General features: G+C 64.0%; 9 protein-coding genes. 5 read left to right on the top strand and 4 right to left on the bottom strand.

Going from position 1 to position 12,907, the window contains the following annotated elements:
* The first annotated feature begins 270 nt into the window (after nucleotides 1-270).
* Nucleotides 271-2,091, top strand: coding sequence for a flavin-containing monooxygenase (locus SB749_RS08145; protein ID WP_410709895.1), 1,821 nt, complete (start codon nucleotides 271-273; stop codon nucleotides 2,089-2,091).
* 167 nt (nucleotides 2,092-2,258) lie between these two features.
* On the opposite strand, the gene SB749_RS08150 is transcribed toward SB749_RS08145, so the two are convergent.
* Nucleotides 2,259-2,780 (bottom strand): TetR/AcrR family transcriptional regulator, encoded by a 522-nt coding sequence (locus tag SB749_RS08150; RefSeq protein WP_410709896.1) that lies wholly within the window; start codon nucleotides 2,778-2,780, stop codon nucleotides 2,259-2,261.
* Between the two features lie 189 nt (nucleotides 2,781-2,969).
* Here SB749_RS08150 and SB749_RS08155 point away from each other — a divergent pair, with 189 nt between their 5' ends.
* On the top strand, nucleotides 2,970-4,514 hold the full coding sequence (locus SB749_RS08155) for an MFS transporter (protein ID WP_410709897.1): 1,545 nt from the start codon (nucleotides 2,970-2,972) through the stop codon (nucleotides 4,512-4,514).
* 280 nt (nucleotides 4,515-4,794) lie between these two features.
* On the opposite strand, the gene SB749_RS08160 is transcribed toward SB749_RS08155, so the two are convergent.
* The 3 genes from SB749_RS08160 to SB749_RS08170 are packed head-to-tail and all read right to left on the bottom strand — an operon-like array spanning nucleotide 4,795 to nucleotide 8,052.
* Nucleotides 4,795-6,342 carry a tripartite tricarboxylate transporter permease gene (locus SB749_RS08160; protein ID WP_410709898.1) on the bottom strand — a complete coding sequence of 516 codons (1,548 nt, stop codon included), beginning with the start codon at nucleotides 6,340-6,342 and terminating at the stop codon, nucleotides 4,795-4,797.
* Nucleotide 6,343: 1 nt separating this feature from the next.
* The gene (locus tag SB749_RS08165) at nucleotides 6,344-7,018 is read right to left on the bottom strand and encodes a tripartite tricarboxylate transporter TctB family protein (RefSeq protein ID WP_410709899.1); all 675 of its coding nucleotides are present in this window, start codon (nucleotides 7,016-7,018) and stop codon (nucleotides 6,344-6,346) included.
* Complete coding sequence (locus tag SB749_RS08170) at nucleotides 7,015-8,052, bottom strand: Bug family tripartite tricarboxylate transporter substrate binding protein (RefSeq protein ID WP_410709900.1); 1,038 nt, start codon at nucleotides 8,050-8,052, stop codon at nucleotides 7,015-7,017. The genes SB749_RS08165 and SB749_RS08170 overlap by 4 nt, the downstream gene beginning before the upstream one ends.
* Nucleotides 8,053-8,264: 212 nt before the next feature.
* Between SB749_RS08170 and SB749_RS08175 the strand changes: the two genes are divergently transcribed.
* From SB749_RS08175 to SB749_RS08185, 3 genes are all read left to right on the top strand, one after another.
* Nucleotides 8,265-10,535 carry a S9 family peptidase gene (locus tag SB749_RS08175; protein ID WP_410709901.1) on the top strand — a complete coding sequence of 757 codons (2,271 nt, stop codon included), beginning with the start codon at nucleotides 8,265-8,267 and terminating at the stop codon, nucleotides 10,533-10,535.
* Nucleotides 10,536-10,799: 264 nt separating this feature from the next.
* Nucleotides 10,800-11,777 (top strand): ABC transporter substrate-binding protein, encoded by a 978-nt coding sequence (locus tag SB749_RS08180; RefSeq protein WP_410709902.1) that lies wholly within the window; start codon nucleotides 10,800-10,802, stop codon nucleotides 11,775-11,777.
* Between the two features lie 145 nt (nucleotides 11,778-11,922).
* The gene (locus SB749_RS08185; protein ID WP_039209291.1) at nucleotides 11,923-12,906 is read left to right on the top strand and encodes an ABC transporter permease; all 984 of its coding nucleotides are present in this window, start codon (nucleotides 11,923-11,925) and stop codon (nucleotides 12,904-12,906) included.
* Nucleotide 12,907 lies beyond the last annotated feature (1 nt).

A 12,907-nucleotide genomic window follows, 5' to 3' on the forward strand; every position in this document is an offset into this window, starting at 1 on the left:
TCCCACGAGCGCCTGACCAGCGCGCGCGGTTGAACCGGGGGAGACGCCCCGGTGATCACAGCATCGTGAATGCGTGTCAGATCTCTGGCGAGATGTGCCAGATCCGGCTGAAGCATGCCTTGAGTATAAAGCGGGATCGAACCCCTGACCATGGTGTCGAAGCGTTCGTGAGAATCCCGCCTCGGTGAGAGGCATGCAATCCGATGCAACTCTTCCGAGCTGTGGGCGCCCGACCTAGTTTGGAGTCACTGAACTCAATGAGGAGGAAAGATGACAACGACGCTCGACCGCCCGCAGCTGACTGCCGACGACATCGCAATGAGGTGGCTGCAGGACTTCGAATCGGCGCTGAGCCGCAAGGACATTCCGGCTGCCGCCGGACTGTTCGCCACCGACAGCTATTGGAGGGACCTCGTGTCTTTCACCTGGAACCTCAAAACGGTGGAGAATCCCGATGGCGTCACCGACCTGCTCACTCATAACCTCGACCGGGTCGCACCGGAGGAATTCGAACTCAGCGAGCCGGCGGCAACGGACGACGGAGTGACCGAAGCATGGTTCACATTCGCCACCTCCGTGGGGCGCGGCAAAGGGCTCGTCCGCCTCATCGACGAAGACGGCATCAAAGCCTGGACCATGCTCACCTCTCTGCAGGAGATCGCCGGACACGAGGAGCCGCGCGGCACCCGCCGCATCAAAGGCGCCGAGCACGGTGTTGATCCCGAGCGGAAGAGCTGGTCGGAGAAGCTCGCCGAGGAGGACGCCGCCTGGGGCAAGACTGCTGATCCCTACATCCTCGTCGTCGGTGGAGGGCAGGGCGGGATCACCCTCGGCGCTCGCCTCCGCCAACTCGGGGTGCCTTCCCTGGTCATTGACCGGTGGGAGCGGCCGGGTGACCAGTGGCGGTCGCGGTACAAGTCGCTGTGCCTGCACGACCCGGTCTGGTACGACCACCTGCCGTATCTGAAGTTCCCCGACAACTGGCCGGTGTTCGCACCGAAGGACAAGATCGCGGACTGGTTGGAGTTCTACACGAAGGTGATGGAGATTCCGTACTGGTCATCGACCACAGCCGCCTCGGCGAAATATGACGAAGCAGCCGGCCGGTGGACCGTCGAGGTCGACCGGAACGGGGAGAAGATCACTCTGCACCCGACCCATCTGGTGATGGCCACGGGCATGTCGGGCAAGCCGAACATCCCCACCTTCCCCGGCTCGGACATCTTCAAGGGCGAGCAGCAGCACTCCTCGCAGCACCCGGGCCCCGACGCCTACGCTGGCAAGAAGGTCGTCGTCATCGGCAGCAACAATTCGGCGTTCGACATCTGCGGCGCACTGTATGAGAACGGCGCTGACGTCACGATGGTGCAGCGCTCGAGCACGCACATCGTCAAGAGCGATTCGCTCGTGGAGATCGCGATGGGCGACCTGTACTCCGAACGCGCGCTGGCCAACGGGGTGACGACGGAGAAGGCGGATCTCATCTTCGCATCACTGCCGTACCGGATCATGCACGAGTTCCAGATCCCGCTCTACGACCAGATCAAGGAAGAGGACAAGGACTTCTATCAGCGGATGGAGGACGCCGGATTCGACCTCGACTTCGGTGACGACGAGTCCGGCCTGTTCCTCAAGTACCTGCGTCGCGGATCGGGCTACTACATTGACGTCGGATCCGCCGAGCTCGTCGCCGACGGCAAAGTGAAGCTGTCCAAGGGGCAGGTCGACCACCTCACCGAGGATGCCGTCGTCCTTTCCGACGGTACCGAGCTGCCAGCTGACCTCGTCGTCTACGCCACCGGTTACGGTTCGATGAACGGCTGGGTCGCGGATCTCGTCGATCAGGAGACCGCGGACAAGGTCGGCAAGTGCTGGGGCCTGGGGTCGGAGACGACGAAGGACCCGGGCCCGTGGGAGGGCGAGCAGCGCAATATGTGGAAGCCGACCCAGCAAGAGAACCTGTGGTTCATGGGCGGCAACCTCCATCAGTCGCGCCACTACTCGCTCTACTTGGCGCTGCAGCTCAAGGCCCGCCACGAAGGGATTGAGACTCCGGTGTATGGGCTGCAGGAGGTTCATCACCTGAGCTGACTCAAGAGTCGGCGCGGCACGGATCTTCCGCGTGAAGCCACGCTGGCGGGGGAAATTGCTGCTCATAGGTGGGAGAAATGGTCACGTTCTGCGCAATAGAACGTGACCATTTCTCCCACCTAATTCGTCTGCCCGGCGTCTGTAGGGAAGCACGCCGGGCAGGTGTTCTAGAGGCCCAGTCGTGTGAGCACTCGCTTCACATGATCGAGGGCCTCGTCCTGCGAGAGCCCGAAGTTTTGATTGAAGTACATCCCGTCGCCGATGAGCTGGATCGTCATCGCCAGATCAGCATCGCCGAGGTGGTCGTTGAGCAAGTTGAACCAGGCTTCCCTGGTCTTGCGCAGAGCCGCCTTGGCTTTCTCGTTCTCGAGCGCGAGGCAGCCCGCCGCGATGAGGCTGCGATCCAGGGGAGTGCCGACCTCGGCCGAAGTCTCGAGGTAGTAATAGTGGAGGCGCTCGCCGGCGGCCTTCATCTCTTCGATGTCTTCGTCGACCAATTGGTCGAGTCGATCCAGGCTGCCTTTGATGAGCTCGGCCTTCGACCCGAAATGGTAGAGCAGACCGCCTTTGGAGACCCCGGCCTTCGCAGCTACTGCGTCCAGAGTCGCACCGGCTGTGCCGTGTTCGTCGAGGAGCGTATCGAAGGCGTCGAGCAGCTTCTCCTTGGTTGCGGTCGGATTGCGTGCCATGACCACGAGCCTAGTCGATGGCTGTACTCACGAGACGCACGTGTGCCCGGTGTTCGCCCGGCTGGGCGTGCAGGAGTCCGCCCGCATGCTTCGCGCAACAGGGCTTGTACCTGCGCAATGCCTGAGCATCTCGGTCGGAGCGCGCTCACCGCTTTTCAACTGTACCGTCCAGACGGTACAGTTGGAGGCATGGCGACGACACTGACTCCACAGCTGCGTGCCGGCCGGCGCGAATGGGCCGGACTCGCGGTGCTCATGATCCCCGTGCTGCTGATCTCGATCGACAACACGGTCCTCGGCTTCGCGATCCCTGCCATCAGCACCGGCCTGCATCCGACGGGCACGCAGCTGCTGTGGATCGTCGACATCTACGCGCTCATGCTTGCCGGTCTGCTGGTGGCCATGGGCAGCCTCGGTGATCGGGTCGGACGTCGCAAGCTGCTGATCATCGGGTCCGTCGGCTTCGGTGCGGCCTCGCTGCTGGCGGCGTTCTCCACCTCCGCCGAGATGCTTATTCTCGCCCGCGCCCTACTCGGCATCTTTGGCGCCACCCTCATGCCCTCGACGCTGTCGCTCATCCGCAACATCTTCGACCATGACAAGGACCGTCGCATTGCGATCGCCACCTGGGCCGCAATGTTCTCCGGCGGTGCCGCGCTGGGACCGATCGTCGGCGGCTTCCTGCTCGCGCACTTCCACTGGAGCTCGGTCTTCTTCATCAACCTGCCGCTCATCGCGCTCTTCATCCCTGCGGCCGCCATTCTGCTGCCCGAATCGCGTGATCCGAACCCGGGTCGCTTCGACCCGTTCTCCATCATCCTGTCAATGCTCGCCCTCGCCCCACTCGTCTTCGCCATCAAACACAGCATGGCGGCTGGTGCCGACTTCCTCTTCTGGCTCAGTCTGTCCGTGGCGATCGTCGCCGGTGCCAGCTTCGTCCTCCGCCAGCTCGCCACGTCGAACCCGATGCTCGACGTCCGTCTGTTCGCGAACTCCGTGTTCACTTCGGCGGTGGTGTCGAATCTGCTGAGCGTCATGGGACTGGCCGGGTTCCTCTACTTCGGCACTCAGCTGCTCCAGCTCGTGCTCGGACTCCCTCCGATCGACGCCGCCCTTGTGCTCATCCCCGGACTGATCACTTCGGTTGCGGCAGGCTACCTCGCTGTACCGCTCACCGCCCGCTTCGAACCGCGCGTCGTCGTGCCCTGTGCGCTCGCGCTCAACGCCATCGGCATGGGCACCATCGCCTTCACCTCCGAACACTCCGTGATGGGAATGCTGCTGGCCTTCCTCATCCTCGGAATCGGACTCGGCACCGCCGAGGTCATCACGAACGACCTCATCCTCGCTGCGGTCCCCGCACACAAGGCCGGAGCCGCCTCGGCGATATCGGAAACCGCGTACGAATTCGGTTCCGTCATGGGCACGACCGTGCTCGGCGGACTCTCGACCTTCATGTACGGATCCGCGCTGCAGTCCGCGATCGGGGACACAGCCGACAAAGCCGAGTTCGATACGCTCGGCTCCGCCCTCGAATACGCTTCCGGGCTGAGTGGTGCAGCCGGTGAGCGAATCGCCGAGGCGGCCGTGTCGGCCTTCGACTTCGGCGTGCAGTGGGCCGCCGGTGCGGCCGTGGTCCTCGTCCTCATCGCCGCCGTACTCACGAGCTTCGGCCTCAAGGGCGCCGGGCGACTCCTGCCGAGACCAGCCTCCCGATCTGATTCCGACCGCTGAGACCGCTTCACGGGCAGTGGGCGCGGGGCAGTGGACGCGGGGGAGAGCACGCTGGGCAGAGCACGCCGTGCAGTGGACTCCCCGCGAAAATAGGTCAGCACCGGATACTTCTTGGGGGTAGAAAGTATCCGGTGCTGACCTATGTTCGGCGCCATTTACGACAAAGGACTGAGGAGACGTTCCTCGGCGCTGAGCCGGGTCCATCTCCCCAGTCGCTGGTGATTGCCGCGGCCGGAACCGTACCCAGCAACCACGGCGGCCTACGCCGCGGCCGCTGGGATCAGCCCTGCGACGAGTTCGCCGGGGAGAGCATCTCCTGCGTCGTCTGCTTCTGCCGCTTTCGGGCCAGCACTCGGCCGATGCCGGTGTAGACGAGAGCGGCGATGAGCACGACGTAGATGATGATCGTGATCGGCGAGGACACCAGAGTCGACGCATCACCGCCGGAGGCCAGCAGAGCATCGCGCAGGTTCGACTCGGCCAGCGGACCGAGCACCATGCCGATCATCAGCGGCGCCAACGGCACACCGTAGCGCTTGAGCACGAAGCTCAGCACTCCGATGCCCAGCAGGATGAGCAGCTCGAAGGTCGAGGCGGACGTCGCATAGATGCCCAGTCCGCAGAAGACCGCGATGCCGCCGTAGAGGTACGGGTCCGGGATCTTCAGCAGCTTCGCCCACAGAGGAGCGAACGGCAGGTTGATGATGAGCAGAACGATCATCGCGACGAAGAAGCTCGCCAGCAGACCCCACACCAGCTCGGGGGAGCGGTCGAAGAGCAGCGGACCGGGCTGGATGCCGTACTGGCGGAACGCCGCGAGCATGATCGCCGCCGTCGCCGAGATCGGCAGCCCCAGAGCCAGCAGGGCTCCCATGGCAATGCCCGTCGTCGCCGATCCGGCCGCCTCGGGGGCGGCGAGACCGCGGATCGCGCCCTTGCCGAACTGCGGATCCTTCCGGCGGGAATCGAGCTTGCGCTCCAGACCGTAGGCCATGAACGTCGGCACATCGGCACCGCCGACGGGGATGACACCGAAGGGCAGACCGATCGCCGTTCCGCGCAGCCATGCCGGCAGGGCTTCGCCGACCTCCTTGCGGGAGAGGAAGGGGCGACCCGAGGAGTTGATCGTGTTGTCCTTGGTCTGACGGCGGATGCGGGAGGCGATGAAGAACACCTCGCCCAGCGCCAGCACACCAACGGTCACCGTGACCAGGGAGACTCCGTCGAAGAGCTCGGGCACGCCGAGGGTGAACCGCTCCGTACCCGAGACCGAGTCGATGCCGATGACGGTGAAGCCGATGCCCAGCACCAGAGCCGTGAGCCCCTTGAGCACCGAATCGGCGACTACCGAGGAGGTGGCGACGAAGGCGAAGAGCGCGAGAGCGAAGAACTCGGCCGGGCCGAAGCTCGTCGACAGCTCCGCCAACGCGGGAGCGACGAAGACGACGAGGAAGCAGGAGATGAACCCGCCGATGAACGCGCCGATCGCGGCCGTCGCCAGAGCCTGCGGGGCCCGCCCGGCCTTGGCCATCTTGTGGCCTTCGAACGTCGAGGCGATCGCCGAGGCCTGACCAGGGGTGTTCATGAGGATGGCCATCGTCGAGTCGCCGAAGAGACCACCGAAGTAGACGCCGGCGAACATGATGAATGCACCCGTGGGATCCAGCGCAAAGGTCATCGGCAGCAGCAGAGCCACGGCCATCGATGACCCCAGGCCCGGCAGCACGCCGACAGCGGTGCCGAGGAAGCAGCCGACGAGCACCCACAGCAGGTTCATCGGCGTCAGAGCGTGTGTGAACCCTTCGAAGAGGGACATGAGAGCGTCCATATCAGAAGCCACCTCCCAGAATTCCCGAAGGAAGGTTGAGTCCCAGCATCACCGAGAAGGCGATGTAGACCAGGGACGAGAACGTCAGTGCCAGAGTGAGATCGAACAGCGGCTTCTTCGACCCCATCGACCGAGCCACGCACCAGAACAGAAGAGCTGCGGCGATGATCCACCCGGCGAATTCGAGGATGAGGGCGAACGCCGCGAAACCGCCTGCACCCCAGGCCAGGGACACGAAGTCGCTGTGGGTGCGGTGCTTCGCATCGGCCTTGCGGGCAGCGGCGAGAGCCTGGCGGTCTTCTTCCGGCTCGTCTTCCTCATGAGGGGAGAGACGAGAGGCCGCGACAGCCGAGGTGACCGGAGTCGAGAACGCCTTGTCCTCCTCGGCCGCGGCCGGCAGCTCGTCCTCGACATCGACGGGTTCCGGATTGCGGATATAGGCGATGACCAGCAGGATCGTCAGCGCGTATCCGACGAGCATGATGATCGTCGGGAAGAACTGCGGACCCGGTTTGTCCGCGTCTGGGGCGACGTCCATGGTGAGGATGCCGACGAGCAGATAGGTCGAGAATGCTCCCATGATGAGGGGGACGATGAGGCCCGACCGTCCCTGCCACCAGGTGCCCGCGCCGAGGTGGCCCGTCCTGTCCGTGCGCGATGTCGTCTGTGCGCTCACAGTCCCAACTCCTTCAGCAGCTTCTCCACTCGGGAGGTGTCTTCTTCGACGAATTCGGCGAACTCCTCGCCGGTCTGCCATACGTCTGTCCACTTGTTCCGATCGAGGGCGTCCTTCCAGGCCGCACTGTCACGAGTCTTCTGCAGGATCTCGAGGAGCTGAGCGGAGTCGTCACCGTTGATGTCCGGTGCTCCGAGCCAGCCGCGCCAGTTCGTCAGCGTCACCTCGTATCCCTGTTCGGACATGGTCGGCACGTCGTCGAAGCCCTCGATGCGTTGGGGCGCGGCCACGCCGATGGCTTTGACACGTCCGGCCTCGATCTGGTCGGAGACCTCGTTGAAGCCGCACGAGGCGAAGTCGGTGGTGCCCGAGAGCAGAGTCTGGATGGCTTCACCGCCGCCGGACTTCGGGATGTAGGTGATGTCAGAGGCGGGGATCTTGCCGAGCAGCGCCAACTGAGCGATGGTCAGATGGTCGACCGAGCCGGCCGAACCGCCCGTCCACACGAACCCTTTCGGGTCCTTCTTCCACGCGCCGATGACGTCGTCGATCGTATTGTGCGGGGAATCCGCGGCGGCGATGAGCACGTCATAGTCCTCGGCCACGCGGGCGAGCAGAGTCGTATTGTCGAATCCGACCGGCGATTTGTTCAGCGCGATACCGCCGACCATGGCGGTGCCGGTGGCCAGGATCGTGTCCGCCTGACCGTGCATGGTCGAGAATTTGCCGAGGCCGATGGTGCCGCCGGCACCCGGAATGTTGACGACCTGGGCATTGTTGGCGAGCCGGTCGACACGCATGGCCTGCTGGGTCTCGCGGGCGAATCCGTCCCAGCCGCCTCCGGCGCCGGCCGGAGCGATGAGGGTGAGATTCGATGACAGGTCGCCCTTCGCCGAGGCGGCCCTGACCGAGTACGTCGTCGCCGTTCCGATCGCCGCCAAGGCGATCGCCCCGTAGGCGATGCGACCGAAGGTTCGTCGCGAGGGATGGGAGGATTCGGGCACGGAATCCTCGGGAGGTGGCGCCTTTGGCACGGACTTCTCCTTTGAAGGCAGGTGTGATGTGAGACTCACCTTAGAGGTTCCTGAGTGTCGACTGCGAGGTTGTGCTCACTCTGCGCGTTCTGCTCATTGAGCGCGTTGATTGCATTCTGCTCAAAGGGTGGTGTCGAAGAGAGCAGTCGCTGGTGAGGGGAGGGGCGGTGATGAGGTGCGGGTGTTCCTGAGTCTGCCACTAGGCTGGCGTCATGAGCGAAACTTCCGGCAGCGACACCGCCTCCTCGACGACCGCGACCCCGACATCTGCGCCGGTGGCGAAGAAAGTCCCCTTCGAGCGCACCCACCACGGCCACACCTTCATCGACGACTACGAGTGGATGCGAGAGAAGGAATCCCCCGAGGTCATCGCCCACCTCGAAGCAGAGAACGAATGGACGACCGCACAGACCGCTCAGCTTGAAGGACTGCGGGACTCGATCTTCACCGAGATCAAGACGCGCATCAAAGAGACCGATATGTCGGTGCCCAACCGGCGCGGGAACTATTGGTACTTCTCCCGCACGAAGGCCGGACTCGACTACGGCATCAGCGTCCGCATCCCCATCTCCGGACCTGATGACTGGACCCCGCCGGAGGTCGGCGAGGAATCTCTGCCCGGCGAAGAGGTCGTCTTCGACTCGAACATCGCCGCCGAAGGTCAGGAGTTCTTCTCCCTCGGCTCCTTCTCACTCTCAGATGACGGCAGCAGTCTCCTCTACGGCGTCGACACCACCGGCGACGAACGCTATACTCTCCGCGTTCGCGACCTCGCCACGGGAGACGACCTCCCCGACACGATCGACGGCACCTTCGCCGGAGCCTCCCTCGACTTGAGCGGACGCTTCGTCTTCTACACCACCGTCGACGACGCCTGGCGACCCGAGAAGGTGTGGCGCCACGTCGTCGGCACCGACAGCAGCGACGACGTGTGCATCTTCCACGAACCCGATGAGCGCTTCTTCGTCGGATCGGGTTTCTCGCGTTCGGGCCGGATGATGTTCGTCGTCACCGGATCGAAGACGACGACCGGATACTGGAGCATCAGCGCCGACGACCTTGAAGCCGAACCGCAGGAGATCTGGCCCCGAACTGACGGCGTCGAATACAACGTCGAGCACGCCGTCATCGGCGGTGAGGACCGGTTCCTCATCACCCACAATCGCGATCGCGCCGACTTCGACCTCGTCGACGTCCCCGCTGCCGATCCAACCTCGCCCGGCCGCGACGTCATCGTCACCGAGTCCGATGCCGACGGCAACGACGAAGTGCGCATCGAGGACCTGCGCATCGAGGACGTCGATGCCTTCGCCGACTTCATCGTGCTCGGATACCGTCGCGGCGGATTCGCGCGTGTCGGCATCATCCTCCTGGGGGATTCCTCCTCTCCGTTCGGTCCGCTGCAGGAGCTCCCCTTCGGCCGAGAGACCGGGGCACTCTACGTAGGCAGCAACCCCGAGTTCGAGCAGACGAGCATCCGACTGCATTTCACCTCCATGTCCACACCCGCCGTGATCTATTCGCACAGCGTCGCAGACGGCACTCACACGGTTCTCAAGCGTCAGCCCGTTCTCGGCTCGGTCGACCTCGACGACTACACCGAAACCCTGCTGTGGGCGAAGGCCGAAGACGGCACCGAAATCCCGATCTCGGTCGTCTTCCGCAAGGACCTTCACCGTTTCGACGATGACGACAGCACCGCCTCGGCGACGAAGGGGGCAGGCGACGGCGCGAGCGCGACGAATGACGGTGCCGCCTCGGCGAAACCGCTCCTACTCTACGGATACGGCTCCTACGAAGCGAGCATGGACCCGTATTTCTCGGTCTCCCGGCTGTCACTGCTCGACCGCGGAGTCGTCTTCGCCATCGCCCACGTGCGCGGCGGCGGCGAAATGGGCCGACACTGGTACGACCAGGGCAAGACGACGGCGAAGAAGAACACGTTCACTGACTTCATCGACGTCGCCCGCCACCTCATCGACACCGGGTGGACGAGCCCGGACCGGCTCGTGGCCAGCGGCGGATCGGCCGGCGGACTGCTCATGGGCGCGATCGCGAACATGGCGCCCGAGCTCTTCGCCGGCATCAGCGCCGAAGTGCCCTTCGTTGACGCGCTGACCTCGATCCTCATGCCCGAGCTGCCGCTGACCGTCATCGAATGGGAGGAGTGGGGCGACCCGCTGCACGATCCGGAGGTCTACGAATACATGCGCTCGTACTCTCCCTACGAAAACGTCACCGAGGCGGCCTACCCGCAGATCTTGGCCGTGACCTCGCTCAACGACACCCGAGTCCTCTACGTCGAACCCGCGAAATGGGTTGCCCGACTCCGTGAGGTCGGTGCGAACGCCCTGCTCAAGACCGAAATGGTTGCCGGACACGGCGGAGCCTCCGGGCGGTATGACACCTGGAAGGAAACTGCCTTCGAGTACGCATGGATCCTCGATGTGCTGGGACGATCGGATGTCGAAATAGAGGCCTGAGGGGACGTCTGTCGCCGCAGATAACGATACTGGGACGATTGTCTCCAAAACCCGGATTCGGCACCCGGTGTCAGTGCCGGGCCATACAGTGGATATCATCACATTCGACGTGATGCGCGTCATGATCTCAGAACGGTCTGGGTGAAGGCGGCGCATCATTCATCTGCATTGCCGTCATTTCCTTGCGCGCGAGGGAAAACGGTGCCGAATGCAGAATTCGTGACGGATCCGCACCGGCGGACCGAAATTCCGAAAGGGAGAAGAATGCGTCTCAGGAAAGTAGCCACAGCGATGGTGGCAGTCGGTTCGATTCTTGCGGTTTCGGCCTGCGGCGGCGGTGAGAGCGGAGGCGGCGAAGGCGATTCGTTCTCCATCGGCGTCTCGCAGCTCGTGCAGCACCCGGCGCTCGACGCCGCCACCGAAGGCTTCAAGAAGTCCTTCGAGGACGCCGGCGTCGACGTCGAATGGGATGTGCAGAACGCCCAGGGCGAACAGGCCAATGCGACCTCGATCGCCCAGCAGTTCGCCAGCGACGACCTCGACCTGGTTCTGGCTGTCGCTACCCCGGCCGCCCAGGCCGCAGCTCAGGCGATCTCCGACAAGCCCGTGCTCTTCACCGCCGTCACCGACGCCGAAGAAGCCGGACTCGTCGACTCCAACGACAAGCCCGGCGGCAACGTCACCGGCACCTCCGACCTCAACCCGGTCGAAGAGCAGCTGAAGCTGGTCAAGGACGTCAAGCCCGATGCGAAGACCGTCGGCATCGTCTACAGCTCCGGTGAGGTCAACTCGCAGGTGCAGGTCGATCTCGCGAAGAAGGCCGCAAAGGGCCTCGACGTGAAGATCAAGGAAGCGACGATCGCGAACTCGGGCGAACTCGCTCAGGCAGTGGACTCGCTCGGCAAGGTCGACGCCTACTACGTGCCCACCGACAACAACGTGGTCTCGGCAGTGTCGACGATGGTCCAGGCGGCAGAGAAGAACAAGGCTGTGCTCGTCGGGTCGGAAGCCGGCCAAGTCGAATCCGGTGCGGCGATCACCCGCGGCATCGACTACACGAAGCTCGGTGAACAGACCGGTGAAATGGCTCTGAAGATCCTCCAGGGCGGAAAGAAGCCCGCCGAGATGCCCGTCGAGACCAGCTCGAACCTCGAACTCGTCGTCAACCCGAAGGCTGCCAAGGCCCAGGGCGTCGAGATTCCGAAGAAGCTCGTCGACGAAGCCGACAAGGTCATCGAGTAACCGACACCAGTCACACCCTGTGACCCGGTGCGTGGAGTCCTGACTTCTCCGACCGCACCGACGTCACCGGCCCCGAGGCCGCCGGCGCTCCCGCCGACGACCTCGGGGCCACCACGAACCACACACCAGAAATGAACGGAAACCCATGTTCGGAGCATTGGAGCTCGGGCTCATCTACGGCGCGATGGCGCTCGGGGTCTATCTGACCTTCAAGGTCCTCAACTTCCCCGACCTCACCGTCGACGGAAGCTTCACTACGGGCGGCGCCACCGCAGCCTCCCTCATCATCGCCGGGGTCAACCCCTTCCTGGCCACTCTCGCCGCAATCGGCGCGGGACTCATCGCCGGCTACATCACCGGCCTGCTCCATACGAAGGGCGGCATCGACGGACTGCTCGCCGGAATCCTCACGATGATCGGCTTGTGGTCGATCAACCTCCGGATCATGGGGAAGGCGAACCTGCCGCTCCTGCGAGAAGACACAGTGTTCACCCCGCTGCGCGAGAACATGCTCATGGGCGGCTGGGCATCGATTGCGATCCTGCTCGTGTTCGCCCTCATCCTCAAATTCGCCATCGACTGGTTCCTCACCACCGATCTTGGTCTGGCCATCCAAGCCACCGGCAACAACAAAGAGATGATCCGCAGCCTCGGCGTGAACACAGACAACTCGACGATGCTCACCCTGGCGCTGTCGAACGGATTTGTCGCCCTCTGCGGTGCACTCATCGCCCAATACCAGGGATTCTCCGATATCAGCATGGGCATCGGCCTCATCCTCGTCGGACTCGCCTCGGTCATCCTCGGCCAGGCAGTGTTCGGCAGCCGCAACATCTTCATGGCCAGCCTCGGAGCACTCCTCGGGTCGGTCGTCTACCGACTCATCATCTTCCTCGCCCTGCGTGCGGGCCTGGACACGAACGATATGAAGCTGACAACCGCGCTGCTCGTCGTCATCGCACTGCTGCTGCCCAGATGGGGATTCCTCAAGCGGATTCCCTCGCTTCGCGGGCGCGGAAACCGCGCGGCCGCCTCGGTGCCGGCGGGAACGACCGATATGAAGGACCCGGCCGAAGTCGCCGATATCCCCGCCGGGGCCACCGGCGCCCGGGCAGGGAAGGAGATCTGAG

The organism is Brevibacterium sp. SIMBA_078, assembly GCF_046534565.1.
Taxonomy (GTDB): domain Bacteria; phylum Actinomycetota; class Actinomycetes; order Actinomycetales; family Brevibacteriaceae; genus Brevibacterium.

Coding starts and splice junctions, on each gene's coding strand:
- SB749_RS08145 (WP_410709895.1), top strand. CDS start 271: ATGACAACGACGCTCGACCGCCCGCAGCTGACTGCCGACGACATCGCA.
- SB749_RS08150 (WP_410709896.1), bottom strand. CDS start 2,780: ATGGCACGCAATCCGACCGCAACCAAGGAGAAGCTGCTCGACGCCTTC.
- SB749_RS08155 (WP_410709897.1), top strand. CDS start 2,970: ATGGCGACGACACTGACTCCACAGCTGCGTGCCGGCCGGCGCGAATGG.
- SB749_RS08160 (WP_410709898.1), bottom strand. CDS start 6,342: ATGGACGCTCTCATGTCCCTCTTCGAAGGGTTCACACACGCTCTGACG.
- SB749_RS08175 (WP_410709901.1), top strand. CDS start 8,265: ATGAGCGAAACTTCCGGCAGCGACACCGCCTCCTCGACGACCGCGACC.
- SB749_RS08180 (WP_410709902.1), top strand. CDS start 10,800: ATGCGTCTCAGGAAAGTAGCCACAGCGATGGTGGCAGTCGGTTCGATT.
- SB749_RS08185 (WP_039209291.1), top strand. CDS start 11,923: ATGTTCGGAGCATTGGAGCTCGGGCTCATCTACGGCGCGATGGCGCTC.